Annotated in this window: 28 protein-coding genes and 1 pseudogene; 8 read left to right on the forward strand and 21 right to left on the reverse strand. The window is 70.9% G+C overall.

The window, feature by feature from the left end:
* Positions 1–52: 52 nt before the first annotated feature.
* Genes ACQP10_RS20230 through ACQP10_RS20270 form a run of 9 tightly spaced genes read right to left on the reverse strand, consistent with a single transcriptional unit; the run spans position 53 to position 8,241 of the window.
* Positions 53–1,423 (reverse strand): cation:proton antiporter, encoded by a 1,371-nt coding sequence (locus ACQP10_RS20230; protein WP_433539478.1) that lies wholly within the window; start codon positions 1,421–1,423, stop codon positions 53–55.
* Entirely contained in the window at positions 1,420–2,475 is a 1,056-nt protein-coding gene (locus tag ACQP10_RS20235) for a Gfo/Idh/MocA family protein (RefSeq protein WP_433539479.1), read from the reverse strand. Before ACQP10_RS20235 ends, ACQP10_RS20230 begins: the two co-directional genes overlap by 4 nt.
* The gene (locus ACQP10_RS20240; protein ID WP_399501661.1) at positions 2,472–3,086 is read right to left on the reverse strand and encodes a DUF2064 domain-containing protein; all 615 of its coding nucleotides are present in this window, start codon (positions 3,084–3,086) and stop codon (positions 2,472–2,474) included. The genes ACQP10_RS20235 and ACQP10_RS20240 overlap by 4 nt, the downstream gene beginning before the upstream one ends.
* Positions 3,086–3,904, reverse strand: coding sequence for an S-methyl-5'-thioadenosine phosphorylase (locus ACQP10_RS20245; RefSeq protein ID WP_399501662.1), 819 nt, complete (start codon positions 3,902–3,904; stop codon positions 3,086–3,088). The genes ACQP10_RS20240 and ACQP10_RS20245 overlap by 1 nt, the downstream gene beginning before the upstream one ends.
* Positions 3,901–4,335, reverse strand: coding sequence for a VOC family protein (locus tag ACQP10_RS20250; RefSeq protein WP_346021186.1), 435 nt, complete (start codon positions 4,333–4,335; stop codon positions 3,901–3,903). The genes ACQP10_RS20245 and ACQP10_RS20250 overlap by 4 nt, the downstream gene beginning before the upstream one ends.
* Entirely contained in the window at positions 4,308–5,705 is a 1,398-nt protein-coding gene (locus ACQP10_RS20255) for an MFS transporter (RefSeq protein ID WP_433539480.1), read from the reverse strand. The genes ACQP10_RS20250 and ACQP10_RS20255 overlap by 28 nt, the downstream gene beginning before the upstream one ends.
* Complete coding sequence (locus ACQP10_RS20260; RefSeq protein ID WP_346021184.1) at positions 5,702–6,007, reverse strand: Dabb family protein; 306 nt, start codon at positions 6,005–6,007, stop codon at positions 5,702–5,704. The genes ACQP10_RS20255 and ACQP10_RS20260 overlap by 4 nt, the downstream gene beginning before the upstream one ends.
* 24 nt (positions 6,008–6,031) lie before the next feature.
* On the reverse strand, positions 6,032–7,417 hold the full coding sequence (locus ACQP10_RS20265) for a glycosyltransferase family protein (protein WP_399501665.1): 1,386 nt from the start codon (positions 7,415–7,417) through the stop codon (positions 6,032–6,034).
* 11 nt (positions 7,418–7,428) lie between these two features.
* On the reverse strand, positions 7,429–8,241 hold the full coding sequence (locus tag ACQP10_RS20270) for an SAM hydrolase/SAM-dependent halogenase family protein (protein WP_433539481.1): 813 nt from the start codon (positions 8,239–8,241) through the stop codon (positions 7,429–7,431).
* Positions 8,242–8,526: 285 nt separating this feature from the next.
* Here ACQP10_RS20270 and ACQP10_RS20275 point away from each other — a divergent pair, with 285 nt between their 5' ends.
* Together ACQP10_RS20275 and ACQP10_RS20280 are read left to right on the forward strand one after the other, a co-directional pair.
* On the forward strand, positions 8,527–9,258 hold the full coding sequence (locus ACQP10_RS20275) for a DUF4184 family protein (protein ID WP_433541926.1): 732 nt from the start codon (positions 8,527–8,529) through the stop codon (positions 9,256–9,258).
* Between the two features lie 348 nt (positions 9,259–9,606).
* Entirely contained in the window at positions 9,607–10,107 is a 501-nt protein-coding gene (locus ACQP10_RS20280; protein ID WP_433539482.1) for an NUDIX domain-containing protein, read from the forward strand.
* Positions 10,108–10,547: 440 nt separating this feature from the next.
* On the opposite strand, the gene ACQP10_RS20285 is transcribed toward ACQP10_RS20280, so the two are convergent.
* Positions 10,548–11,408 carry an aminoglycoside phosphotransferase family protein gene (locus tag ACQP10_RS20285; protein ID WP_433539483.1) on the reverse strand — a complete coding sequence of 287 codons (861 nt, stop codon included), beginning with the start codon at positions 11,406–11,408 and terminating at the stop codon, positions 10,548–10,550.
* A gap of 278 nt (positions 11,409–11,686) precedes the next feature.
* The gene (locus ACQP10_RS20290; RefSeq protein WP_433539484.1) at positions 11,687–12,148 is read right to left on the reverse strand and encodes a hypothetical protein; all 462 of its coding nucleotides are present in this window, start codon (positions 12,146–12,148) and stop codon (positions 11,687–11,689) included.
* Between the two features lie 18 nt (positions 12,149–12,166).
* Between ACQP10_RS20290 and ACQP10_RS20295 the strand changes: the two genes are divergently transcribed.
* Positions 12,167–12,790: a Tn3 family transposase gene (locus ACQP10_RS20295; RefSeq protein WP_433541927.1), complete on the forward strand. Its 624-nt coding sequence runs from the start codon at positions 12,167–12,169 to the stop codon at positions 12,788–12,790.
* An 82-nt stretch (positions 12,791–12,872) separates the two neighbouring features.
* Here the strand turns inward: ACQP10_RS20295 and ACQP10_RS20300 are convergent, their stop codons facing one another.
* Entirely contained in the window at positions 12,873–13,652 is a 780-nt protein-coding gene (locus tag ACQP10_RS20300) for an NAD(P)H-dependent oxidoreductase (RefSeq protein ID WP_433539485.1), read from the reverse strand.
* A 144-nt stretch (positions 13,653–13,796) separates the two neighbouring features.
* On the opposite strand from ACQP10_RS20300, the gene ACQP10_RS20305 reads away from it, so the two are divergent.
* Positions 13,797–14,645, forward strand: coding sequence for a helix-turn-helix transcriptional regulator (locus tag ACQP10_RS20305; protein WP_346021177.1), 849 nt, complete (start codon positions 13,797–13,799; stop codon positions 14,643–14,645).
* Between the two features lie 310 nt (positions 14,646–14,955).
* Here ACQP10_RS20305 and ACQP10_RS20310 read toward each other — a convergent pair whose 3' ends face one another.
* From ACQP10_RS20310 to ACQP10_RS20335, 6 genes and pseudogenes are all read right to left on the reverse strand, one after another.
* Positions 14,956–15,114, reverse strand: coding sequence for a hypothetical protein (locus tag ACQP10_RS20310; RefSeq protein WP_346021176.1), 159 nt, complete (start codon positions 15,112–15,114; stop codon positions 14,956–14,958).
* Between the two features lie 30 nt (positions 15,115–15,144).
* Positions 15,145–15,441: pseudogene (locus ACQP10_RS20315) on the reverse strand (recombinase family protein); the annotation flags it as partial.
* A 190-nt stretch (positions 15,442–15,631) separates the two neighbouring features.
* On the reverse strand, positions 15,632–16,933 hold the full coding sequence (locus ACQP10_RS20320; RefSeq protein ID WP_433539486.1) for an MFS transporter: 1,302 nt from the start codon (positions 16,931–16,933) through the stop codon (positions 15,632–15,634).
* Between the two features lie 2 nt (positions 16,934–16,935).
* A complete protein-coding gene (locus ACQP10_RS20325) occupies positions 16,936–17,424 on the reverse strand; it encodes a MarR family winged helix-turn-helix transcriptional regulator (RefSeq protein ID WP_346021174.1) in 489 nt (162 codons plus the stop codon).
* A 729-nt stretch (positions 17,425–18,153) separates the two neighbouring features.
* Positions 18,154–18,330 carry a hypothetical protein gene (locus ACQP10_RS20330; RefSeq protein WP_346021173.1) on the reverse strand — a complete coding sequence of 59 codons (177 nt, stop codon included), beginning with the start codon at positions 18,328–18,330 and terminating at the stop codon, positions 18,154–18,156.
* A 251-nt stretch (positions 18,331–18,581) separates the two neighbouring features.
* Positions 18,582–19,286 carry a CTP synthase C-terminal region-related (seleno)protein gene (locus ACQP10_RS20335; RefSeq protein WP_346021172.1) on the reverse strand — a complete coding sequence of 235 codons (705 nt, stop codon included), beginning with the start codon at positions 19,284–19,286 and terminating at the stop codon, positions 18,582–18,584.
* A 77-nt stretch (positions 19,287–19,363) separates the two neighbouring features.
* On the opposite strand from ACQP10_RS20335, the gene ACQP10_RS20340 reads away from it, so the two are divergent.
* The gene (locus tag ACQP10_RS20340) at positions 19,364–20,233 is read left to right on the forward strand and encodes a LysR family transcriptional regulator (RefSeq protein WP_346021171.1); all 870 of its coding nucleotides are present in this window, start codon (positions 19,364–19,366) and stop codon (positions 20,231–20,233) included.
* Between the two features lie 257 nt (positions 20,234–20,490).
* Here ACQP10_RS20340 and ACQP10_RS20345 read toward each other — a convergent pair whose 3' ends face one another.
* Positions 20,491–20,811 (reverse strand): hypothetical protein, encoded by a 321-nt coding sequence (locus tag ACQP10_RS20345; protein WP_433539487.1) that lies wholly within the window; start codon positions 20,809–20,811, stop codon positions 20,491–20,493.
* Between the two features lie 248 nt (positions 20,812–21,059).
* Here ACQP10_RS20345 and ACQP10_RS20350 point away from each other — a divergent pair, with 248 nt between their 5' ends.
* Together ACQP10_RS20350 and ACQP10_RS20355 are read left to right on the forward strand one after the other, a co-directional pair.
* Positions 21,060–21,404 carry a DUF6247 family protein gene (locus ACQP10_RS20350; RefSeq protein WP_433539488.1) on the forward strand — a complete coding sequence of 115 codons (345 nt, stop codon included), beginning with the start codon at positions 21,060–21,062 and terminating at the stop codon, positions 21,402–21,404.
* 53 nt (positions 21,405–21,457) lie between these two features.
* Positions 21,458–21,646 carry a hypothetical protein gene (locus ACQP10_RS20355; RefSeq protein ID WP_433539489.1) on the forward strand — a complete coding sequence of 63 codons (189 nt, stop codon included), beginning with the start codon at positions 21,458–21,460 and terminating at the stop codon, positions 21,644–21,646.
* A 558-nt stretch (positions 21,647–22,204) separates the two neighbouring features.
* Here the strand turns inward: ACQP10_RS20355 and ACQP10_RS20360 are convergent.
* Positions 22,205–22,681, reverse strand: coding sequence for a carboxymuconolactone decarboxylase family protein (locus tag ACQP10_RS20360; protein ID WP_433539490.1), 477 nt, complete (start codon positions 22,679–22,681; stop codon positions 22,205–22,207).
* Between the two features lie 36 nt (positions 22,682–22,717).
* Positions 22,718–23,203, reverse strand: a complete 486-nt coding sequence (locus tag ACQP10_RS20365; protein WP_433539491.1) for a carboxymuconolactone decarboxylase family protein — start codon at positions 23,201–23,203, stop codon at positions 22,718–22,720.
* Positions 23,204–23,394: 191 nt separating this feature from the next.
* On the opposite strand from ACQP10_RS20365, the gene ACQP10_RS20370 reads away from it, so the two are divergent.
* Positions 23,395–24,318 carry an RNA polymerase sigma-70 factor gene (locus tag ACQP10_RS20370; RefSeq protein WP_433539492.1) on the forward strand — a complete coding sequence of 308 codons (924 nt, stop codon included), beginning with the start codon at positions 23,395–23,397 and terminating at the stop codon, positions 24,316–24,318.
* Positions 24,319–24,373 lie beyond the last annotated feature (55 nt).

Genomic DNA, 24,373 nt, shown 5'->3' on the forward strand with positions numbered 1-24,373 from the left:
CGAGCGGGTCTCCCCGCGCGAGCTGGACCCCCGAGGACACGAACGGTGGTGTTCATTGCCTCCGCCGGACCGTGGCGGGCGCCTTCCGCAGACCGTTCCCCAGTCGGCCGGGTTTTGACAGCAGGCGGACCAGCGGTGCCGTCGTCGCGGTCGTCAGCAGCGCGAGCAGGACCAGCATCGTGAATCCCGCCTCATTGATCAACCCGTGTTGGAGGCCGATCGTGGCGATGACGATCTCGGTCACACCGCGGCAGTTCATCAAGGCACCGAAGCACAGCGCGTCGCGTGGGGCCAGGCCGACCCGGCGGGCGAAGAGAGCACCACCTGCGAGCTTCGGGGCGCCGGCCACCACGAGCAGCACCCCGAAGAGCCACAATCGACCAGGATCCACGCCCACCGCGCGCAGGTCGGTGTGCAGGCCGGCACCGGCGAAGAAGAGCGGCAGCAGTACGGCGCCGGTGAAGTCGTGTAATCGGCCGGCGGCCCGGTCGACTGCGGGTGCCTGCCGGGGCAGGATCGCACCGAATACGAAGGCGCCGATCGCCGCGTGCAGGCCGATCAGCTGCGTGACCGCGGCGAACCCGGTAGCGCCCACCACCAGCAGTGTCGACAGCATGCCCGTCGTCGGGGCAAGCCGTTCGATGAGCCGGAGGAGTGCCGGCCGGGCGCCGAGCACGGTCAGCAGCGCGGTGCAGGTGATCAGCGACACGGTCATGGCCAGCTGCCGTACCGATCCGGAGGCCGAGACCATCAGCAGCAGCGTCAGCACGGACCAGCTCAGGCCATCGCCGACTGCGGCGCAGGTGAGGGCCAGCCGGCCCGGGATGCTGCCGGCCGTTCCGGTGTCCGCCAGGACGCGGGCGAGGACGGGCAGCGCGGTCATCGCGATGGCGAGGCCGAAGAACACCACGAACTCGAAACGGCCGGCGGCCGGGCCGGCCAGCGTCGGGTATATCGGGACGGCGACGGCCATGCCGGCGGCAACCGGCAGACCGATCGAGCCGACGGCCCCCTTGCATATGGCCCGGGGCGGCAATGTGTGCGCGCCGAGAGAAAGCTCCCGGCCGATGAAGAACATGAACATCACGAGGCCTAGTTGGGCCACCAACTCGCGGCCGGCGACCTCCTCGAAGAGCCAGTGGCTCACGCCCGGCCAGGCCAGGCCGAGCAGCGACGGACCGAGCAGCAGGCCACCTGCGATCTCGCCGACCACGGCCGGTTGACGTAGGCGCGTGGCCAGGGCGCCGCAGAGGCGGCAGACGGCGACCGTCACCGCGACCGCCGCGAGGAGCCGGGTGATCGGCTCTGCGGCACCCGGCATCGACCGTGCCATGGGGGTGCCGGCGGCGCCGAGCAACGCCAAGGCCACCGCTGTGCAGGCGGCCGCGCCCCAGCCGATGGCGCGCCACCGTTGGGCGGTCAAGCCACGGCCCTCTCGGGAAGCGCCTTCAGGTTGTGGTCGGCGACCGGCTGGGCTGCCTCGACCCAGGTCCCGGCGGCGGCGGCGCGCAGGGCGGCCATGATGATCTGGAACGACCAGGCGGCGCGAACCGCGCCCGCCGGGTGGGCGGCCGTGGCTGCCGGGTCGCCCAAGGCCACGGCGATGCTGTCGAAGAGCGCCGCCTGGGCCGGGTCGTCGTGAGTCTCGTGCTGATAGCGCTCTTCTCGGGTGCCTGCGCTGCCGGCACACCACCAGCCGCGGTTGAGGCTCCAGCCCGCCGTGCCGTCGGTGCCGATCAGCTCGATCCCGGCCTGGTGCCAGGGGTTCGTGCTGCCCGGCCAGGTCGGCGCGTCGCGGCCGCATTCGAAGTACAGGCGGGGACCTTCGTGGAAGATGGCGATGCCGGCTGTGTGGTGGGGCGCCGGTGGCAGGCGGCCGTCGTCCGCCCAGCCGACCGCCTGCGCCAGGACGCGGTCGGCGACGAGCGTGTCGCCGAACAGGAACCCGACGAGGTCGAGCAGGTGCGAGCCGTGCTCCAGGATCGACCACTTCGTGGCCGCACGGATCAGCCGTATCCGGCCGATGGTCCCGGAGGCGATCTCGTCCCGGAATCGGCGCAGTGGTGGGAAGTACCGCAGCTGGTGGTTGCCGAAGAGGGCCACACCGGCCTCCCGGCAGTCGTCGAGGATGCGGTACCCCTCCTCGGCACGCACCGCGATCGGCTTCTCGACCAGGATGCCGCGTGGGGGCGTGCCGGCGGTGAGGACGTCATCGACCACCGGTCGCCGTACGGCCGCCGGCGTCGCCACCACGAGGAGGTCTACAGGGTGGTCGTGCAGCATCGCCGCGACGCTGGGGTAGACGTGCGGCACAGCGAACCGTCGCCCGAACTCGGCGCCACGGTCTGCGTCGATGTCGGCGCAGGCGGCCAGCCGGCAGGCCGTCGACGCCGCGAGTGCTTGGGCGTGCCCAACCGCGCGCGGCCCGCAGCCGGCCAGCCCGACCCGCAGTGCGTTGCCGTTTCCGCTCATCATGCCCGTCCTCCGATTCCCGTCAGGTAGCGCAGATCCGGTCCGTGGTTGATGTTCGCCACCTCGAACGGCGCCACGTCGACGCGCCGGCCGGAGTGGCGGACAGCCGTCACGAGCAACTGCCGGGTGTCGCCGCGGCTCATCGGCGTCGAGACCAGCTCAGGCAGCTCAACGCCGGTACCGAGAATCGCGTAGCCGCCGTCCTGGGAGGGAGCGATCCGGACCCGGCCGTCGGGCGCCGACAAAGTCCAGTCGATCTCTTCCGGACGTACCGTCGGCAGGTCCGAGGCCATGAACGCGACCCGGCGGTATCCGTCGGCGAGGCCTCGGCGGATCTCCTCGGCCTGCCGCCGCGCGAACGGCCCGTCGTGCTGTCGAACGAGCTCCGCCTCGGGCGCGCAGGTGGCGGTAAGGTCGGCGAGCTCTAGCGGCCTGCCCGCGACCGACACCCGCACATGCGCGGTGGCCGCGGCGGCCGTGCGCAGGGCGTGGCGCAGGCAGCGTTCGTACGCGTCGCGGGCCGCGGCGGCGCCGACGTCGGCGACCAGCCGGGTCTTGCTTTCGCTGCTGGCCGGCGGTCGGCACAGTACGACGACAAGGGTGTCCGCTGCCATCACCTGTCCTCCTCGGGCATCTTGATGCCGTCCAGCGCGTCCGCGCACGGGCAGCTCCGCTCGACCGGCAGCGCCTCGACCGCGGCGGCCAGGACGGTCCGCAGCCGGGTGATGTTCTCGGCGAAGACCCGGAAGACCTCGTCCTGGCTGACCCCGGCCTCGCCCCGCACCCCGGCGTCGCGGTCGGTCACCAGGGAGATGGCGGTGTAGCAGAGCGCCTTCTCGCGGGCGAGCGCGGCTTCCGGCAGCCCGGTCATGTTCACGAGCGACCAGCCCTGCTCGGCGTACCATTGCGACTCCGCCCGGCTGGAGAACCGGGCGCCCTCGATGACCACCATCGTCCCGCCGTCGACGACCGCCTCGCCGGTGAACCCGCCCGAGGCGCCGGCCGCCCTGAGGACCGCCGAACGCCCCACCGGGCAGTACGGATCGGCGAACGGTACGTGCACCGCGCCGCGGTCGTAGAACGTCTGCTCGCGGCCCGTCGTGCGGTCCACCACCTGGTCGGGTACGACGAGGCTGCCGGCGCGCAGGTGCGGCTGCAGCCCGCCGACCGCGCACGGGGCGATGATCTGGCGGACGCCCAGCGCGTGCAGGGCCCATATGTTGGCCCGGTACGGGATGCGGTGCGGTGGGTACCGGTGGTCGCGTCCGTGTCGCGGCAGGAAAGCGACCGTGCGTCCTCCGACCCGGCCTACCGTGACCGCCTCGCTGGGGGGCCCGTACGGGGTCCGCACGGGGTACTCCGGCGCGCCGTCGAAGAACGCGTAGAGGCCTGAGCCGCCGATGATGCCGATGTCCGCCGACACGTCCGTCATTGATCCTCCTGAGCCGGCTCGATGAGTTCGATGAAGTGGCCGTCCGGGTCGGCGCAGTATTGATAGCGGCCCGTCTCGAAGTCGACTGGAGCACCGACGGCGCGCCCACCGGCTTGGGCCGCCGCACGGGCCGCGGCGTCGAGGTCGTCCACCGCGATCGCGAGGTGCATGGTGGGCACGTCGCACGGGCGGGTGTCGAGCCGCCGGACCTGGGCGCTGGCGTATCTCAGGATCTCCAGCGCGACTCCACCGGGGGTGGTGAGCATGGCACCACGCAGTCCCGCGTCAGGCACGGCGACAAGGCGGGAGGGCCGCGGGTCGTCGCCCGGCTCGATCGGCGACACCTCGGCGTCCGGCCACAGCGCGCGGTAGAACCGCACCGACCGGTCGACGTCCGCGACCGTCAGGCCGTAGTGGTGGATTCCTGGCATTCCTGGTCCTCCTGGGTGGTGTCGAGCCGGCGCAACAGAAGAAGCGCGCCGAGTGCGGCCAGCGCGAGAAGCCCGCCCGCGGTTGCGAATCCGGCGGCGAGGCCCCGCGCGGAGTGCAGGCCGCCGGCGGCGAGCGCGACCGACGACAGGACTGCCAACGCGATCGAGCCACCGATCTGGTGCGACGTGGAGAAAATCGAGGTCGCCGAGCCGTTGTCGGCCTCGTCGATCCCGGCGACCGATGCGACCGTCAGCGGCACGTAGACCATGGTCACGCCGACGCCCACGCAGACGAACCCCGCGATGACCAGTGGCAGCGGCGGGCCGGCGAGCACCGCCGCTACGATCATCCCGAGCCCTGCCGCGGCCAACGCGAATCCGGCCCCGACCGAACGGGCGAACCCGAACCGCTGGAACTTCGCGCTGACCAGCGGTGTGGCGAGCAGCGGCATCGAGGCCAGCGCCAGGAACACGTAACCGGCGTGGTCGGCGGAGAGGCCGAGTACCTGTTGCAGGTACAGGCTGCCGAGGAATTGCGTGGACACGAACCCCACCGGCAGCGCGAGGCCGAGCACAGCCGCGACCGGTACCCCGCCGCGGCGCAGCAACGCCAGGCGGAGCAACGGTTCGCGGGCCCGGCGGGTGGCCACCGCGAACGCGACGGCGAGCAGCGCGGCAACGGTGGCGCCGGCGAGCGTCGGTAGCGACAGCGGCCCCGTCCGCCCAACCTGACCAGCGGTATGTACGAACAGCGCGAGCGCCGCGACCAGCAGTACCGCGCCCTTCCAGTCCATCGTCGCGCTGGTCGTGCCGGCGGGCCGGCGCGGGAAGGCGAGCAACGCCAGCGTGATGGCGAGCAGGCAGATCGGCACGTTGACCCAGAACACGGATGGCCAGCCGAGGTACGCGACGAGCAGTCCGCCGAGCAGCCCGGCGCTGACCCATCCGGCGCCGCCGCCCATGGTCAGCAGGCCGAACACCCGGGACCGCTCACGCGAGTGGGGGAAACTGTCTGCGAGTTGCGCGATGCCGGCCGGGGTGCTGATCCCGGCGCCGACGGCCTGCACGACGCGGGCGCCGAGCAACATCGCCGGTGTGGTCACCAATGCACCCAGCAGCGACCCGGCGAGCAGCAGCGCCTGGCCGGTCAGAAAGACGCGGCGGCGCCCCCACAGGTCGGCGGACTTGCCGCCCAGTGGCAGCAGCCCGGCGAACGCGACCGAATAGGCGTTGAGCACCCAGTGCGCGTCGTCGGCGTCGAGCACGCCATCAGCCGACATGGCGGGCACGCCGATGCTGACGATAAGCCCGTCGACCAGCCCGAGGAACTGCGCCGCGAGGACCGCCGCGACGAGCGGTACGCGCCTCACGTCGGCTCCCGGAACGGGTGCTGCACCGCCGTCCGCTGCCCGACGACATGGCTCGCGTACCGCGCGACGAAGGCATCGTGCGCCGGTGTCGCCTCGTATGCGAGGTAGTCGCCGTAGCTGTCGAAGTCCGCGACGAGAGCGAAGTCGTAGTTGTCCGGGTCCTTGCCACCGTTCACGCCGAAGGCGTGCGCCCGCACGTACGGGTCGGCGGCGAGCAACTCGCGCAGTCCGCCGAGGAAGGCGTCGATCCGTTCGTCGGTGGCGTCGTCCCGCCACCGAAACATGACCACATGCCGAAGCATCCGCAGTACTCCTAACCCGAGCGTCTAACTGATCCAGGGCCATCGGTCGTCGTCGTCGAGCGTGCGGTCCCGGCCGGGAATCCACCGCGTGCCGAGCGCCGAGACCCGGTCGGTGACCTCGACGTAAACCACGTCGGCGATCCGGCCGACCGCACGTAGCTCGTCGTCGACACGGTTCTTCGCGGCAGTCGTAGTGACCAGCGCCTCGCCATCGGCCGGCACGAACCGGGCGGCGGGCAGCCGCTCCCGCAATCGCGCGACGAACGCGGCGCTGACCCCCGGAAGCACGGTCACCGTCGCGGGATCGGCCGGGCGGAACGACGGCGCCTGGCGGCCGGGACGCGGTGGGGTGGCCCGGATAACGGCGATGAATTCCTTCTCCGCCTCCGCTGCGGCCTCCTCCACGCGCCGCCTGGCCCGTTCGGCCATGGCGGTGCGGCGCGCCTCCGGCATGTGGATCGCCGCCGGTACGTCCGGAAGCTCAGCCACCACACACTCCTGACGGGGCGTCAGGTACCGGTCGAGTCCCGGGAACGCCTCGGTGACCAGGACCGATCCGGCCAGCGCTGCCTCGAAGATCCGGGCCGCCGCAGTGTCGGTCCAGCCGGCGAACTCGCCGCGCAGCGTGTTGAGCGTGAACCGGCTCGCCTGATAGCGGCGGAACAGCTCGGTCGGGTCCATCAGCCCGTGCGTGCGGACGTTCGGGAGCGGGCTCGATTCCGGCCAATCCCCGACCAGGGTCAGCGTCAGAGCGGGGTCGGTGGCGAGCCAGCTCCGCACGGCGGCCGCCACCCGGTCCTCTCGCGCCGAGGCCGCCGCGACGGTCACCAGCAGGTCCGACTCGACCGGCGGCGGGACGGGCACGTCCATTAGCGACACGGCGAACATCGCCGGCGACACATGCCGCACGACGGCCCCGGGCCCAGCGAGTGCCGTATAGCCGTCGACCGCCCGCTGCCCGCCGGCGAACAGCAGTACCCCATCGAAGGCGCGCAGCGCCGGACCGAGATGGTGGCGCCCATTCAGGAGCGGCAACCGGAACGGGGCGTCCGCGTCCAGATACCAGCAACGCACTCCGTCCACTGTGGATGCCAACTCCCCGACCCACAGGTCCGCCGCCCAGTCGCCCTCCCCGCCGCCGCCGAGAGCCCCGGCCCACTTCAGGACCGTGTCCCTGGGTCCCACCCGCCGGCACAGCTCTGTACGTACCTCCGCGGGGGTGTCACAGGACACCACGGACACCCCGCCACCGGCCCACCGGGGCGACCCGGCGGGCGGAGGCGGCGCGATCTCGTAGACGGTGGTCGACGCGTGCCGCCCAGCGGCGACGGCGACGGACCGGTACAGTGTCGTCCCGCCCTTGCCGACCGCCGGGTTCAGCACGGTCGGCGCGAGGATGTGGACCTTCACCGCGGGTTTCCCTACACCACTTCGACGGTCAGCGGCGTACCCGGCAAGACGCCCCAGCGGCCGAAGAAGCTGCCCTGGTTGAGGCCAAGGGCAAGCGAGCCGCGGCTGTTCAGGTAGACCAGCTCCGAGCCGAGCTCGACCTCGCCGAACGTCGACAGGAACGGCCACTCCGCGTCGAACGTCGCGGTCCGCACGCGCACCTTGCGACCGGCCAGCTTGTCGATGTTGCCCAGCAGCTCGGCGGGGATGTTCGTCCACACGTTCCCGAAAGCCTTGTCGATCCGCACGATCTCGCCGCGTACCACGCCGCCCTCGGCGACCGGCTGGATGAAAGGCAGGCGCACGAGGTCGCCGACCGGAAGCATCCGGCCGACGTCGCCCAGCGGGAACCCGGCGGCGAGGCGAGCGGCACACGCGGCGACGATGTCCCGCCCGTACCAGGTAGCGGTGACCGTCTCAGCCATCGCGGCCGGGTTGGTGACCTCGTGGGCCGCCACCGCGGGCACATCCCGCAGAGCGAGTGTCAGCAGCCCGTTGTTCGGCGCGACCAGCAGCTGATCCTTCTCGTTTCGCACCACGACGGTGCGGGTTCCGGTACCGGTCTCCGGATAGACATAGGCGGCGATGATCGCGCCGGCCGGGAAGAACTCGGGGACGTTCGCGAGGCACAGCGCGCCCTCCCGAACGTCGAACGGGGGAACCTGGTGCGTGATGTCGACGATCCGCGCCTGCGGGCAGATCGTCAGCATCAATCCCTTGCACAGCGAGACAGCCTCATCGGCGGCGCCGACATCAGACAGGAACCCGATGACGCGTTGCTTCACATGAACCTCCTGGGTATGCGCTGGCACTGCACCACCATGCGGCACCGGCGCGGGGCTTTCCCAGGTCAGCGACCGGACACTTACCGGTCATGTGCTAACAAACGGGCAGTGACGTCGTTGGCCGCCTTCGGCTCTCCGGCGGCCTGATGCCGACAGCCATCGCGTGGTCGCCGGCCGTCGTGCTCAGCATCGCCGACACTGAGCAGGAGCTGCGCAGCCGCGCCCGAACGATCCAGCGAGAGGCCCTGGAAAGTGATGCTGGAGTATTAGGCTCACACCCAATTGATGTGGTCGTTAATATGCCTTTTTGTGCCGTTTACCCTGATTCATCCCGTTGTCGCGGTGCCGTTGCGCCGTGTTCTGCCGCCGGTGGCGCTGGCCGCCGGGGCGATGACCCCCGACCTTCCCTACTTCGTCCCCGACGGGATCATCGATGTGATCCCACTCGGGCCCTGGTGGCCGCTGCTGGATGCCGGATACACCCACAGGGTGCAGGCGAGCGGGCTGGCCGCCGACATGGTGCTGGCGCTGGCACTGGCGGGAGTGATCACGGTGTGCGCCGCCCCGGCCCGCGCTCTGCTGGCCCGGCGGCTGGGGCGTCGCGGCCGGCCGCGGGCAGCACACTGGGCGTGGTGGCCGGTGGCCGCCGCCACCGGGATCGCCACCCATCTGGTGTGGGATCGCCTGGATGAGTGGCTAGGGGCCGCCGGGGACCCGATCCTGCTGGAGGACGAGGGGGTGCATCTGGTGGGTTCCCTGATCACGCTTGCGGCGCTGGGCTGGGCCTGCCGGTGGCTGTGGCGCAGGCCGCTGAGCGAGCCGGTACCTCAGCCGAGCCTAGGGGTGCGACTGGGACTGCTGGCGGCGATGGGGCTGCTGGCGGCCGGGCTGGTCGCGACACTGAGCGCTGGGCTGGGGCTGAGGTCGCTGGTGACGCTGACGATCGACGCGGTCGTGCTGGTACTGCTGGCCTATGCCGCCTTCCGTCGCCTGGCCCCGTCTCGGGCGGCAAGTTGACCCGTCGGGCCCTTATCCCCGGCTGATCTGGGCCGACTTCCATTCGGCCTCCTCGGCGCAGAAGGTGGCGGGCCGCGGTCGGAGCTGCTCGACCGATTCGGCGAACGACCTGGGGAAACGGGTCGGGAGCAATCCCGATATCGCGTCCCAGGCCGACTCAACCCGAGACCACAGGCCGGACGACCATGGCAGGGCTCCGTCTTTCCTGCCCGGGACGCCGACGGGGTAGTCACCGGCGAACCCCGGCGCGAGCCCGTGACGCGAAGGGCGGTCCCGTCTGCCCGGCGTCCTGGCCGGGACGTGCGTTTCCCAGGCCGCGGGCGACCTGGCCGGGTTACGGTCAGGGCTATGACCATGGACGAGTCCCCAGCGGTGCCCCTGGATCCGTATGCGGCGACGCTGGCCCGCAAGTGGATGGCCGCGACGGTTGTGCTGCGCGACGCCGCCGGGCAGGTGCTGCTGGTCGACCCGACCTACAAGCCGCTGTTCGAGCTGCCCGGCGGGGCGGTCGAGGGCAACGAGCCGCCCCGGACCGCCGCCCGCCGGGAGGTGCTCGAGGAGCTCGGTCTCGACCGGCCGGTGGGGCGGCTGCTGGGGGTGGACTGGGTGCCGCCCAGGCCCGGGTGGCCGGACGGGATGATCCTGATCTATGACGGCGGCGTGCTCACCGGCGAGGAGATCGCCGCGATCAGGTTGCCGCCGCAGGAACTGGCCGGGTGGGTGTTCGCGACGCCGGATCAACTGGCGGCGCTGCTGCCCGAGAGACTGGCCCGGCGGGTCATCGCGTGCCTGAGCGCCCTGGAAGCCGGGACGGTGGCCTCTCTGCAGGACGGTCACCCGGCTCCGTGAGCCGGTGCTCCTCAGAAGGCTCGTGCGGCTTCGCCGACTCCGGGTTCGACCCGGGGGGAGGACGGCGCCCGGACGCCGTCGCGGGTGACGAGGCGGCGTGGCGGGCTTTTCGGTCCGAAACAGCGGAGCGCCGGAGCCGACCCACTCCACGATCGCGGCCTGATCCGCGGCTTCCTCCTCATCCCAGGGAGAAATGGCATCCACCAGCGCCTGAACCCTCGCCCGCGCAGCATCGCCCGGCAGCATCGCCCATCCTCTGGAGGTTCGACAAAGACCGGCACGCCAGGCACGCAAGGACACATGCCCCCATGCGTCACCGGCGCCAGAAACTCCAGCGTCAGCTCACCCGCGCTGACAGTTGATCGGCCGTCCACCAGGGGCGCCCGGATCGCTGAGCGCCGCGGCTGGGCCGCGCCACCATCCCGTGCTGCGTTGCACCTCTAGGTGAGAAGCACCTGGTCGAGGACGTGATCGCCGATGGCCGCCATGCCGGGGTCATCGGCCGAGTGGGCGGCCAGAGCGGTGCCCATGGCGAGGGCCCAGCCCCGGGCGCGCTCCCAGGTCACCTCGTCGGCGTCCACGCGTGATCGGAAGACCTCGCGCGCGTTCTCGTCGAACACCAGCCACGCGGCGGAAAGATCGGTGGCGGGATCGCCGCTGGTGAGGTCGCCGAAGTCCAGGACAGCCGCCAGCCCTTCCCCGTCGAGCAGGAGATTTCCCGGGTGCGGGTCGCCGTGGAGCCAGAGCGCGGGCCCCTGCCAGGGCGGGAGGGCGACCAGTTTCTCCCAGAGGGGAAGGAGCTCGGCCGATCGGGGAATGGACCGCAGGCGTTGCCGTACCACTTCGTCGCGGGCGGTGAGCGGGACGCCGCGGAAGGGATTACGCGGGGCGTCAGGCGGTGCGGGCCGGTGGAGGCCCGTCATGAAGTCGGCCAACGGGACGGCGATGCCGGAGCGGTCGGGCGGCCGCGCATCGGCGGCCGTGCGGCCTTCGAACCAGGGCGCGATCGTCCACGGCCACGGGTAGCCCTCGCCGGGCACGCCGGTTCTGACGGGTACGGGCAGCGCGACCTCGACGTAGCCGGCCAACACCGGCAGCCAGCGTTGCTCGTTGACGATGAGGTCGACGGCGACCTGGCGGCGCGGCAGCCGTACGGACAGGTCCTCCCCCAGGCGGTGGATGACGTTGTCCCAGCCGTTGGCAACGGGGGTGAGCGGACCAGCCAGATCCGGGTGCTGCACGCGGATCAGGCGGTCAACGAGGTCTTCGTCGATGTCGACTTCCGCCGCGGGGGTGGTCATGCCGCAACGATAGTGCGGCATGACCTTGACGGGCGTGGGCACTGCAGCCGGATGACGTCCGCCAGGCGGTGGCCGGTGACGAAGTGACGGTCAGACCGGCGGCGGCGATCAGGACCGCTTGGGCGAGAATCATCGACTTGCGCATGTGAAGAGCTCTCTGCGAGGGGACGGTGTTCGTCAGAGCGCCGTCTCTGCGCGGCCCCTCTTACGCAGGTACCGTAGGCGTGCCGTGTCGGCTTCGCGTTGGGTCTCCGTTGGGTGCCGAAAGCCCGTTGCTGTCAGGTGAGGCTCACATCCCGGGGTTCGTGCGCGGACAGGCCCTCGGCCGTGAGTGGGCGCTGGGCCTGGAGGAGGGCGGATATCCGCCGGGCCTCCGTCGGCACGTTCTGGATCACGGCCAACTCGTGAGCGCGGCGCAGGCAGGCAGCCGCTTCGGCCGGGCGCCGCAGAGCGGTGAGACTGTCGGCGCGCAGGCACAGTGCCACTCGTTCCAGCACCCGGTCGCCATAGCGGCGGGCGTCGGTGAGGAGCCGTATCGACAGCGTCTGCGCGTCAGCGTGGCGACCGGCTCTCACCGAGGCGTGAAGGTCGGCCAGCGAGATCAGCGAGGACATGCGCGGGTTGCCTGCCGCGAGCTGCATGGCCCTGTCCAGCATCGGGCGTGGGTCGCCCCCCTGAAGGGGGGCCAGGCGCGCGAGCAGGACGGCCTCGCTGAGGGCGTCACCCACCCTGGCGGCCATCGACACGGCTTGGGTGAGGTGTGCCAGGGCGGCCTCTGTGTCTCCCAGCGCCAGTTCCGCGGCGCTGAGGTTGGCCAGCGTCAGCGCCTTGATGGAGCTCTCGCCCAGCAGCGGCAGTGCTTCCTCGGCCAGGGCGAGGGCCTTTTCGCGCCGATGTCGGCGATCCCGCCGCGACGGCTCGCCGAGCTGTCCCGGTACGGCGTGGACGGCAAGGCATCGCTGTCGCGGGACGGACGGCCCACCCCGCTCGGCGACGCGATCGCGCACTACAGGCGGATCGCCAAGACCCCGCACATCCTGCGCCTGGCCGACGAGCCCGGCTACCGGCGGCAGATCAAGGTGCAGGCCAACCTCCAAGAGGGCCGCCACGCGCTCGCCCGGAAGATCTTCCACGGCCGGGCCGGACAGCTCTACCAGAGCTACCAGGACGGCATGGAGGACCAGATCGGCGCCCTCGGACCGGTCCTCAACGCCCTCGTGCTCTTCGACACGAGGTACATGGACGCCGCCGTCACGCAGCTGCGTGAGGACGGGTTCGATGTCCGCGGCGAAGACGTGGCCCGACTCTCCCCGTTCGTCCGCCATCACATCAACATGCTCGGCCGGTATTCGGGGGTTGAGCAGCAACCGAACGGCCAGTGACGTTAGCGAGCCGTCGGGGCTCGGGTCATCGTCACTGGCCGTTCTGATGCGGGTGGTCGCTCGTCCTGTCCCTCGCCGGCGGCTAATCCCGCACGTGCAGGCCGAAACCCTTGCGGCCCGGCGCTTCCAGGCCCTCCTTCAACCGCAGTGACGGGATCTCGTAGTCACCGAAGTTCTGGCGCCGGAACGCGATCGGCTCGGTTGTCTCCAGCGACAGCAGCCGCTCCTTCCACGCCTTCGCGGCGTCCTCGAAGTCACCGCGTGTCATCTTGTCGGTGCCGTACAGCACGAACGGCGGCAGCACTTCCATGCCCGGGTAGTACAGGATCCCGTGGTGGATCGGGAACAGCAGATCCTCGATCGGGCCGTTGATTCCGCGATCGGTGTAGTGGGACTCCGGGCCCCCGACGGTCACCGACAGGATCGCCCGCCGCCCCTGCAGCATCCCCTCACCGAAACGCTCGCCGTACCGGGTCTCGTCGTGCACTCCGACGCCGTACGCGAAGTGGAAGGAGAACACCCGGTCCACCCAGCCTTTGAGGATCGCCGGCATCGTGTACCACCACATCGGGAACTGGAAGACCACCGTGTCGGCCCACAGCAGCTTCTCCTGCTCGGCCGCCACGTCGGGCGTGAGCGCGCCGGCGTCGTACGCCCTGGCCGAACTCGGTATCACCTGCAGCGGGCTCGTGGCGTGCTCGCCGAAGTCCGCCGCGTCCACCACGGCCTTCCAGTTCATCGCGTACAGGTCGCTCACCCTCACCTCGTGCCCGGCGGCTTCGAGAGTGGACACGGCGAGGTCCTTCAGAGAGCCGTTCAGCGAACGCGGCTCGGGGTGGGCGTAGACAATGAGCGTCTTCATGGCTGTTCCCTTCAACGAGGTGTGTCGCCATAGATGCTCGGCCGCCGAGGCCTCGTCGTTCAGGGACGCCTCTTCCATCGGACGGGACTTCCTGGTAATAGCAGGACCACCTTCACGTGCGTCACCGGAGCCATACTGGGGGGCATGGACGATCTCGCGGGCTTTCTGCGCACCCGGCGTTCCCGGGTCGACCCTTCCGCCGTCGGCATCCCCACCGACAGCCGCCGCCGCGTCGAAGGGCTGCGCCGCGAAGAGGTCGCGCACCTGTCCGGAGTCAGCGTCGACTACTACGTACGCCTGGAGCAGGGCCGCGCCACCCAGCCCTCCGAACAGGTCCTCGACGCGCTCGCCCGCGCCCTCGGCCTCGACGAGACCGAACGCGAGCACCTGTACCGGCTGGCCCGGCAGCGCCGCCGCCGCGCGAAGTTGCCCAGCGGGCGCCTGCGGCCGGAGCTGCTGCGCGTACTCGACCTGGTCATCGACGCGCCCGCCCTGATCATGGACCACCGGCTGGACGTGGTCGCGGGGAACCGCCTCGCCGGGCTCCTCTACGGCCGGGAGATGCCGGGCTTGAACACCGCCCGGCACATCTTCCTTGAGGAGGCCGAGCGCGGCCTGTACGCCGACTGGGAGAAATGCACCCTAGACGTGGTCGGGCACCTGCGTCTGGCGGCCGGGAAGTACCCCGACGACCCGCGCCTGGCCTCACTTATCGGCGAGCTGGCGATGGGTAGCAAGCGCTTCCGCCGCCTCTGGGCCCGCGCGGACGTGCGCTCCCGCACACATGGACGCAAGGCGTACCGGCACCCGCTGGTCGGACTGCTGGAACTGCACCAGGAGAACTTTGCACTGCCGGATGAATCGGGCATGGAGCTGCTGGTGCTGTCCGCGGCACCCGGGAGCCCCACCGAGGACGGGCTGCGCCTGCTGGGCGCGCTCAGTGGGGATGGACATCCCACGGTGAAAGGCCTGCCGGTAACGAATGTGTCATGAGCCGCAAGAAGCCGTTGGGGTCAGCGGCGGCGATCGGCGGGGCTGTCTTCGCGGGTGTTGCGTTCGTCGGCGTCTGCGCCGAGGCCGTCGTGGTGGCCGAGGGTGGGAGGCAGGCATGCCTGGGATTCAGCTGGAGTTCGGGCGCGGAGTGGTGTCCGGGCATCGGGAAGAGAGCCCTCCTCTCCTTGTCAGTCAGCTCCTCCCAGGTCGGGCGAGCGCCCGGTCGTGGGCGAGGCGCTGGCGAGCCCTGGCCAGGGCCAGGACATGCGGGTCGTCGAGCGGGATCTGGGGCAGCGGCATGGCGCTCTCCTCAAAGAGCCGAGGGCTGGTCAGTGGGCTTGCCCTCGGTGGCCGCGAGGGTCTTGTGGACGACGCCGACGGAGACGTTGACTCCGGCGGCGATGGTGCGGATGGATTCGCCGCGCTGGCGGCGGGCCAGGATAGCGGCGCGTTTGTCGTCGTCGACCACGGGTCGGCGGCCTCCGACGCGGCCGCGTTCGCGGGCGGTGTCCAGGCCGTTCTTGGTCTTGCGGGTGATGTCGCGGCGGCGGTCTTCAGCCAGGGCGAGCGCGAGGTCGAGGATGAGGGAGCGTTCGGTGTGCTCGCCGGACGCGATGCCTTCCAGGACCTTGACGCCGACGCCGCGCTGGAACAGGTCGGTGAGGACGATGAGTCCTTCCAGGAGGTTGCGGCCGAGGCGGTCGACCTCCTGGAAGGTCAGCAGGTCGCCATCGCGGATGTAGGACAGCGCGTTCAGCAGCGCGGGCCGGTCAGCGGTGGCGAGCTTGCCGCTGATCGCTCCTTATCGTCACTGGCTGTTCGGTTGCTGCTCAAGCCCCTGTTCCTTCCAACTCCCCGAGCTGCCCGGGGGCCTGCATCCGCTGCGCGATCCGGACGCCGCCGACAAGGAATGACACTCGGTGAGGGGTCGTCAGCCGCGCGGGACGCTGACGTCCCCTCACACCGGGCTCAGGGCTGGAGGCTAATCAGGCAACCTGACCAGCGGTCGCCGCCGCGGCGGCGACCCCGGGGACGGTCGGTTTCGCGGCAGCAGGCGGCGTGCGGTAGGCGCGAAGGGGCGCGTTGGTCGCGGCCACGGCGGCGATCGCCAGGATGGCGGACAGCCCGCCGAAGACCAGGGAGAAGGAGGCGGAGGTGGCCGACGCCAACAGGCCACCACGGAAGTTGCCGAGTTCGGGGCCCGCGACACCGATGACGTGTTCCACCGAGGAAACCCGTCCCCGGTACGCATCCGGGGTCTCCAATTGGACCAGGGCACTGCGGGTGATGACAGACACGGTGTCGGCAGCGCCCGCCACGGCCAGGCAGCCGAGCGCCAGCCACAACGGCCCCGCCAGACCGAAACAGGCCAGCGCCAGGCCCCAGACACCGGCTGCGGACAGTTGGACCAGGCCGCCACGGCGCCAGCGCGTCACCGTACCGGAGAGCAGACCAGCCGTGATCCCCCCGACCGCGACGGCAGAGAGGAACAAGCCGAGGGTTTGCGGGTTTCCCCCGAAGCGGATCTCGTTGACCAGCGGGAAGAGCGCGATAGGCATGGCGAGCAGGGTTGCGGACAGGTCGGTGGCCATCGAGCCCCACAGCGTCGGGCGGCGCAGGACGATCCGCCAACCGCCACGCTCCGGCCGGCGCCTGCCGCCTGCCGCGTCGGCGCCTTCGGGCCGCATGGCAGGCAGGCGGATCACCGCGAGCATCGAGACGATCATGGCCACGGCCTGGGCCGCGTATGCGGCAGGGAAGCCCCAGCGGGCGATGATCAGCCCGGCCATCGCGGGCCCGGCCAGCATCGCGGCCTGGAAGGAGACGTTGGTCAGCGCAAGACCGGCCGCGACCTGGTCGCCCGGCAACAGCCGGACCGGGAAGGTGCGCCGGGCAGGAGCGCCGAGAGCGCTGCAGCTCGTCCCCATGGCTACCAGGGCGAGCAGCAGCAGCACGTTGCGGTTGTCCGCCAGGGCCTGGACGCACAGCCCTGCGGCGGCCAGCAGTTGGCCCGCGGTGGTGGCCCGTACCACCGCACGGCGGTCAAATGTGTCGGCCAACGTGCCGCCGAGCAGACCGAACAGCACCATCGGCAGGCCGGTGGCGAGCCCGATGGCACCGGTGCCCACTGGGCTGCCGGTCAGGTCCCAGACCTGGGCCAGCACCGCCACGTTGGCTATCTGTCCACCGATTTGAGAGGCCGAGGTGCCGATCCACAGGTCGCGAAACGACTGACTGCTACGCAGCGGGCGGGTGTCGAGGAACCGGACACGGACGCGCCCCCTCATCCTCATCGCGGTGGCTCGACGAGGTGGTGGAGGATCCTCTGCCGCATCGACCGGCGTTCCAGCGCCCGCCGCACCTCCTCGACAACGGTGGTCATCGCGTACGGGACCTCGCTGTCCAGCTCGGCGACCGTCGCGTGGGTAGCGCGCCACTCCGCCTCCAGGAACGGCACCAGTGACCGGCCGCGTTCGGTCAGGTCGATCCGCCGGGTGCGGGCGTCGGGCCCCGGCTCGGAGGTGACCAGACCCTCCTTGCGCATGGCGGCGACGGTCTGGCTGATCGCGGAGTGCGAGCGGTTCAGGGACTTCGCAAGCTCGCGAATGGTCAGTGGCCCGGTGTGGGCGAGCCGGATCAGCGGATAGGCGAACCGGGGCCGCACCCCCTCGATGCCACGTTCGACGTAGACCTGCTCGATCTCGGCGTCCATGGCTGCCAGAAGCTCGTGCAGGGAATGCCAGGGATCGGGTAGCGCTGTGGGATCCGAAGATGTCACAGCGCTAATATAACAGCGCTGCAGTAATTGGGGATCGTGATCGAGCCAGAGCCTGCGGCTGTACCGCTGGCCCCGATTCTGGGAAGGCGTCGTACCCGCGCTCACCGCACCGGCCCGGCCACGAGACGCCAGGGCCTGCTCTGATCCGGTTCTTCGGTGGAACGCGCGTTCCGCTGAGCCGACCGGTGAACCAGCGGACCGCCGGCATGTTCGGCGAGCCCGCCGGACAGGACAGGCGCGGATGCCTACGTGTCTTTCCGGGCCATGCAGTGCGTGCCCAGGTTCGCCTGCGTCGGCCTGCCGTCAACGAAGCTGCTACCAGGTACACGCGATCGCATTGAGCCCGCTCAGCAGCTTCCGTCGCTGAGCGGAAGACCCGACGGAACGACGGTGTCGTCCGGTGTCACCATGCTCTCACCACCAGGTCTGACGCGATCGCGTGTACCTGGTGACACGAGTCTTAACGGCACCCCGTGACCGGCGCGCGCATCCACCGTCATCATCGCGCCGGGTGACGCCTGGAGCGGGCCGGGCCGAAGCCGGCCGGGGCAGCTGGGCCGCGCCGCGCCGGCGCGGCCTGACCAAGGACAGCAGCCTCTACAGGCGGGCGAAGAAATCCAGCACCAGCGGGTTGATCTGGTCCCCGGCCTCGATCGCGCCGCCGTGGGCGTGGCCGGTGATCTCGGCGAAGACGGCGTTCGGCATCGCCGCCGCGGCGGCGCGCCCGGCCTACGGCGGGAACAGCAGATCATGCTCCAGGGCGAGCACCAACACCGGCTGTGTGATGCGCGGCCACCGGGCGGCGTGGTCGACGTCCAGCATCCAATCGATGCAGGCCAGGTACTGACCGTGATCGCCAGGGGTGTCCCAGGTCTTGGCGGCGATCAGCTCGGCCCAGCCCTGCACGCGGGCGTCGCGGCCGGGGTGCTGGTGTGGCTGACTCCGGCCGTGTGGCCGCCGGTCGATGCCGCCGTGGCGGTGATGGGACTGTCGCCGATGCTGTGCGGGCTACGGCGCGGACGACATCGCCCCTGAAGACCGTCGGCCCAGCTTTCCGGGATCGGCCGCATTCCGGATGACATGATCGCCGGGTAACGGTGAGGGCCGGCAGGGCGGCTCCCCGGCGCCGCTCCTACCGGCCCCTTCCCGTACGCCGGTCAGCGGAGGGCGGCCGCCGAGGCGCGGGCGACGGCCGCGGAGGCGAACGCGGTGATCGCCGGGTGCGGCCGGCTGCCGTCCCCGGCCAGCTCCGGCTGGAAGAGGGTGGCGAGGAAGAACGGGTGACCGGGCAGCTCCAGGACCCGCACGGCCCCCTCCTCACCGCGGCCGGTGAACCTCAACCCGCCCTCCTGGAGCACCGGCACGTAGGCGGGATCGAGGCCGAAGGCGCAGGAGTACTTCTCCACGGTCCGGTCCGCGCCGACGATCCTCTCGATCAGCGAGCCCGGCTCCAGCCATACCGCCTCCTCGTGGCCGGCGAGCGAGCAGGCCAGGGGGACCAGCAGGAACTCCCCGGCATCGGGGTCGTTCTCGGCGTGCGCGACCCGCAGGCCCAGCACGTCGCGGGCGTACTCCAGCAGGGTGTGCTGGAAGCCCCCGCAGGTGCCGAGGAACGGGATGCCGTGCTCGCGGGCGGTGCGGGCGGCGTTCACCGCGCCGGCCTCGCTGCGGTAGGGGCTGCCGGGCAGCATCCAGATGCCGTCGAACCCCTCCAGGTCGCCGGCCTCGTCGGTGGGGATCCAGTAGGCGTCCAGGGTCAGCCCGTCGCGCTCGCGCAGGGCGGCGAGGAGGGCGGGGACGCGGGCGTGGGCCTGGACGGCGGGTGATCTGTCGCCCACCAGGGCGATTCTCGCGATGGTCACGCGCCCATCCTGGCCGCCGCCCACCGATGAGGGCCAACGATGATTCCTGCTGGGGCGATAAGCGATACTGATGCACCGTGGACCCGCATCTGCTGCGCACATTCGTGACCGTCGTCCGCCGCCGGTCCTTCTCCGCCGCCGCCGAGGAGCTCGGCTACACCCAGTCGGCGGTGTCCCAGCAGGTCGCCGCGCTGGAGGCCGACCTGGGCCTGACCCTGCTGCGCCGCCGCCCGGTGGCGCCGACCAGGGCCGGGGAGCGGCTGCTGGAGCACGCCGGGCCGCTGCTGCTGCGGCACCGGGCGGCCCGCGCGGACGTGCTGCGCGCCGCCGCCGGACCGGCCGGGCGGCTGACCGTGGCGGCATCTCCGCTGGCGCTGGTCCCGGCGATCGCCCGCGCCCTGGAGCCGGGCGGGCCGGTGGTGACGCTGCGCGCGGTCGGCCGCGAGCGCGTGGCCGAGCAGGTCGCCTCCGGCGATGCCGACCTGGGGTTCGTCGACGGGATCGCGGCGCCCAGCGACCCGCTGCGCCTGCCCGACGTCGGGGCGCCGGCCGGGGTGCGGGTCGCCGAGGAGGAGCTGGCGGTGATCCTGCCCGAGCGGCACCCGCTGGCGCGCGGGCGGGGGCTCGCACTGGCCGGCCTGGCCGACGCGCTGTGGCTGCACGCCCCCGCCTTCATCCCGGTGGAGCGGCTGCGCGAGGTGGCGGGCGGCGGCGCCTTCCGGACCGGGTTCCGCTACGACGGTCACGACCTGCGCACCGTCCTGAACCTGGTGGCCTCCGGGCACGGCCTGGCCCTGCTGCCCGCGCCGGTCACGGCGGGGGCTTCCCCGGCCGCGACACTGACGGTGCCGCTGGCGGCGCCGCGCCTGGTGCACCGGGTGGAGATGCTGTGCGGCCCGCTCGCCTCCGGCGAGGCGCGGGCCGTCGCCGACCGGCTCGGCGCCTGACCGGCCCCTTTCGCGGAAGCTGCGCGCCGAAGGTCTCGTCCACCATGTGCCGGGGCATGGCCGGTTCGCAGGCCCCGCCCCCGCACGCGACGCCGCCGGCGCGCTTGCAAGGCGCTGGAGGAGGGAAAGGGTTTCGCCGAGGCTGTGGCTCCGCGGTACCAGCGGGTTCGACCTGGAGACGTCCGAGTACATAACGGGGGTCGCCATCGTCAGCCTGTACCCACACCAGCGGGACAAAGTTCCCTCCTAGGGGCCGCTCAGAGTTTTGACCATGTGGTTGAGGTGAGGGGCTTCCGCCATATGACCGAGCCTCGGAGGCAGAGCCCGGCCTCGTGACTTTCCGGGGTTGTGCCGTATCGGGTGGCCAGAGCGCGCCAGGTCTTGACCTTCCGGAAACCGTGTTCGACGGTGCTGCGCTTCCGGTAGCGCTCGGGATCGAAGGCGATGGGCCGCCCGTCTGCTGGCCCCTTCTTCCGGTTGGCCCGCTGATCGGTCTTCTCCGCGATGACCGCGGTGATCCGGCGGTGACGCAGATCGGCACGGCTGGCCTCGCAGGAGAGGGCCTTGGCGGCGGCCACCGCAGCAGGGCGGGTACGAGGCCGGCCAGCCGACCGGGTGTGGAAAGGGGCCGAGACCTGCCGGGCCGGTGGGCGGTGCGAGAACACACCGGTGGTCACCCCATCGCGGCCGAGAACGCCGCGCGAAGCGTGGCGGCCGCCGCGGGGAATGCGGAAGGGGACGGCTTTCCCGGACGAGCCGGCCCGGGTCCCGGGCGTAATGTGACGGCCTGACGCGCTCACCCGGCGCCGGTCACCCTGGAGTCCGGATGACCGTGGACAGGGAAAGGGGCCAGGCCCTGAGTGCTCAGCCTGCCGAACCGCGCGCGATCGGACACGACCCCGATGAGATCGTTTCCCGTCTGCCCGAGCGGTACCGCGCTCGCTTCCTGGCCGAGTATCGGGAGGCGATGGTCGCCGCGGCGCACGAGACCTGGTGTTGGAAGCACCTGGCCGAGGTGCTGAACCTGTGGCATCTGCGGTCGCTCACCTACAGCGCGCCCGGCTACGCGCAGGCGTGTGCCGACGTGGTCGCGGGCATGCCCGGCGTACCCGCCGACACCGTCATCCCCGACTGGTCGCAACTCGTCGCCGATGCGGGCCGCAAGGCGTGAACTAGCAGGTCAACTTCCACGCCGCCGCCAGCGCACAGGCTCCGGGCCTTCCCGTGAACGCGTTCGGCGCCCTGGTCGAGGAACTGCTCGTCATCGGCGCCGACCCGCACCACCGCGGTGTGCCCGACCCTGACGAGGCCCGCCACCTCGAGGCGGTGTTCGGCGGAGTCGGCCTGGTGCCGTATCTGGTCGATGATGCGTCCAAGGCCGTGCACGTGTATGCGATCACCTGGGCGGGCTGAGCTTCACGATCGTCTGTGACATGTTCGCCTCGGCAACCGAAGTCGGCGACCTGCCGTGGGACAGCCATCCATGCTGCAGAAGGTGTTCGGCTTCACCTCTGACGGGACTTCGTTCAGCTGCTTTTCAACGACCGGCCGAAGATCGACGGCCTGCCCTCGGCGGTATCCGATGCGCGACCTGGCTCGGTTAGGTGTGTGCGGCCGAGGCTGGCCAGGTGCTGGTGGCGGGACTTGGCCTGCAGCTCCGGCGCGGTGCGACCGGCGACGGCCAGGTGCGTCAGCGCGCTGTGGCGCAGTTGGTGCAGTGTCCACCCCTGGCCGTGCGGTCGAGCTCGGTGGAGGCGGTCTGATAGATCCGCGCGTGGTCGAAGGCGAACGCCGACGGCCTGACCCTGGGGCAAGCACGAACACGGTTCGGATCTCTCCATCGCGAACACCGCGGCTAGTGCCGCGGATCGCATCCACCAGCTCCGCCGCCGACCACATAATGCACGGTGTCGGCGTGGGCCGTGGACGTGTACAGCACGCCACGACCCACACCGATCTTGCTGAATCTGGTTATCCGGCTTGGGTGGGCTGGTAGTCGCCGCCGCGCTGCCGGTTGATGACGGCGAAGCGGTTGGTGGCGTTGATGAGGGCGATGAACGCGACCAGGGCGGTGAGCTGGTCCTCGTCGTAGTGCTCGACGGCGTTCGCCCAGGCTTCGTCGGTGACTCCGCCGGCGCCGTCGGCGATGCGGGTGCCCTGCTCGGTCAGCTCCAGGGCGGCGCGCTCGGCGTCGGTGAACACAGTTGCCTCACGCCAGGCGGCGACCAGGTTGAGGCGGGTGGCGGTCTCACCGGCGTTCGCGGCGTTCTTGCCGTGGACGTCGGTGGCGTAGCCGTCGCCGTTGATCTGGCTCGCACGGAGCATCACCAGGTTCTGGGTCGCGGTTGGCACCGTCGACTCCTTGATGAGCACCGGGGCCGCTGCGCCGTAGTGGCCCAGGGCCTTGGCGACGACCGGGCTGCCGAAGAGGTCCAAACGGGGTTCCATAGTGCACTCCTTGCGTGGTGACGGTTTGAATGTCGATCAGTTCGCCATGCCGGCGAACTGGCCGGGCTGGTAGGAACCTCCCGGCAGGCGCACGATGACGTTGAGCCGGTTGGTCGCGTTGATCATGGCGACCAGGGAGACCAGCGCGGCGATCTGGTCGTCGTCGTAGTGCTTGCGGACCTGGGCCCAGGTCTCGTCCGACACGCCGTGGTGGGCGTCAGCGAGCCGGGTGCCCTCCTCGGCGAGCGCCAGCGCGGCACGCTCGGCGTCGGTGAACACGGTGGATTCGCGCCAGGCGGCGACCAGGTGGAGCCGGACCGCGGATTCGCCGGCTACCGCGGCGTCCTTGGTGTGGTAGTCGACGCAGAAGCCGCAGCCGTTGATCTGACTGGCGCGCAGCATCACCAGATCTTGGGTGGCCTTGGGCAGCGGCGATTTCTCGATCAGCATGGCGACGTTGTAAACACGCTTGGCGATCTTGGCGCCGAGCTCGTTGGTCATCAGGTCGAAACGGGGTTCCATGACGTGGTCCTCACTCGTTGGCGTGCCGCAGCTCGTTCGCGTGGCGTTGACGAACACAAGATGTCGACGGCCCGATCCGCGTGACAGCGCAGCACTGTGACATACGCCACCGATCACGGGTGTCACAACGCGGCGGCGACCGGCGTCTTGTACGCGTGACACGATCAGGAACCAACAGGAAGGAGCCAGCCATGAACGACCGCAGCGAGCCGACAGCGGACACACCCGCACCGCCCGTTCGTGGCGGCCGCATAGATTCGGCCACCGAAGCTTTCGTCGCCCACCGCAATCTGCTGTTCACCGTTGCCTACGAGATGCTCGGCTCGGCCGCCGACGCCGAAGACGTCCTGCAGGAGACCTGGCTGCGATGGGTGGGCGTCGATCTCGAGACGGTGCGGGAACCGCGTGCGTACCTGGTCAGGATCACTACCCGCCAGGCGCTGAGCCGGTTGCGTACGCTCGGCCGGCGCAAGGAGTCCTACGTCGGCCCCTGGTTGCCCGAGCCGCTGCTGACCGCGCCCGACGTGGCCGAGGACGTCGAGTTGGCCGACAGTGTCTCGATGGCGATGCTGATGGTGCTGGAGACGCTCGCGCCGACCGAGCGGGCGGTGTTCGTGCTGCGCGAGGTGTTCGATCTGGCCTACGACGAGATCGCCGAGGCGGTCGACAAGAGCCCGGCGGCGGTTCGCCAGATCGCGCACCGGGCGCGGGCCCACGTCGCGGCGCGCCGACCGCGCGGGGTCGTTTCGGCGGCCGAGACCCGAGACGCGCTCGAGGCGTTCCAGCGGGCGGTCAATACAGGTGACATGCAGGGCCTGCTCGACATCCTCGCGCCGGACGTCATCCTGCTGACCGACGGTGGCGGCGTCAAGCAGGCCGCGCTGGCGCCCATCGTGGGGGCCGGCACGGTGGCCGATGTGCTGCGCGGGATCGCCGACGCGGTGCTGCAGCCGGCACAGGTCAACGGCTGCCCGGCACTGATCGTCCGGCTCAACGGCGAGCTCGACAACGTCATCGCGGTGCGCATCGACGACGGCCAAATCACCGGCCTCTACGCCGTACGCAACCCCGAAAAACTGTCGTATATCAAGCGAGAGACCACCCTGCACCGCTGAGCGCCATGATGCCGGAGGCCGGGTGCTCGCGCACCCGGCCTGCAGGGCTCGAGTT

Source organism: Streptosporangium sandarakinum (assembly GCF_050942225.1).
GTDB lineage: Bacteria > Actinomycetota > Actinomycetes > Streptosporangiales > Streptosporangiaceae > Streptosporangium > Streptosporangium nondiastaticum.

Excerpts from the sequence above, each read along its gene's own strand:
- ACQP10_RS20235 (WP_433539479.1), bottom strand. The coding sequence starts at position 2,475 with ATGATGAGCGGAAACGGCAACGCACTGCGGGTCGGGCTGGCCGGCTGC.
- ACQP10_RS20240 (WP_399501661.1), bottom strand. The coding sequence starts at position 3,086 with ATGGCAGCGGACACCCTTGTCGTCGTACTGTGCCGACCGCCGGCCAGC.
- ACQP10_RS20245 (WP_399501662.1), bottom strand. The coding sequence starts at position 3,904 with ATGACGGACGTGTCGGCGGACATCGGCATCATCGGCGGCTCAGGCCTC.
- ACQP10_RS20250 (WP_346021186.1), bottom strand. The coding sequence starts at position 4,335 with ATGCCAGGAATCCACCACTACGGCCTGACGGTCGCGGACGTCGACCGG.
- ACQP10_RS20260 (WP_346021184.1), bottom strand. The coding sequence starts at position 6,007 with ATGCTTCGGCATGTGGTCATGTTTCGGTGGCGGGACGACGCCACCGAC.
- ACQP10_RS20275 (WP_433541926.1), top strand. The coding sequence starts at position 8,527 with ATGTGGTCGTTAATATGCCTTTTTGTGCCGTTTACCCTGATTCATCCC.
- ACQP10_RS20280 (WP_433539482.1), top strand. The coding sequence starts at position 9,607 with ATGACCATGGACGAGTCCCCAGCGGTGCCCCTGGATCCGTATGCGGCG.
- ACQP10_RS20285 (WP_433539483.1), bottom strand. The coding sequence starts at position 11,408 with ATGACCACCCCCGCGGCGGAAGTCGACATCGACGAAGACCTCGTTGAC.
- ACQP10_RS20290 (WP_433539484.1), bottom strand. The coding sequence starts at position 12,148 with ATGGCCGCCAGGGTGGGTGACGCCCTCAGCGAGGCCGTCCTGCTCGCG.
- ACQP10_RS20300 (WP_433539485.1), bottom strand. The coding sequence starts at position 13,652 with ATGAAGACGCTCATTGTCTACGCCCACCCCGAGCCGCGTTCGCTGAAC.
- ACQP10_RS20305 (WP_346021177.1), top strand. The coding sequence starts at position 13,797 with ATGGACGATCTCGCGGGCTTTCTGCGCACCCGGCGTTCCCGGGTCGAC.
- ACQP10_RS20320 (WP_433539486.1), bottom strand. The coding sequence starts at position 16,933 with ATGAGGGGGCGCGTCCGTGTCCGGTTCCTCGACACCCGCCCGCTGCGT.
- ACQP10_RS20350 (WP_433539488.1), top strand. The coding sequence starts at position 21,060 with ATGACCGTGGACAGGGAAAGGGGCCAGGCCCTGAGTGCTCAGCCTGCC.
- ACQP10_RS20360 (WP_433539490.1), bottom strand. The coding sequence starts at position 22,681 with ATGGAACCCCGTTTGGACCTCTTCGGCAGCCCGGTCGTCGCCAAGGCC.
- ACQP10_RS20365 (WP_433539491.1), bottom strand. The coding sequence starts at position 23,203 with ATGGAACCCCGTTTCGACCTGATGACCAACGAGCTCGGCGCCAAGATC.
- ACQP10_RS20370 (WP_433539492.1), top strand. The coding sequence starts at position 23,395 with ATGAACGACCGCAGCGAGCCGACAGCGGACACACCCGCACCGCCCGTT.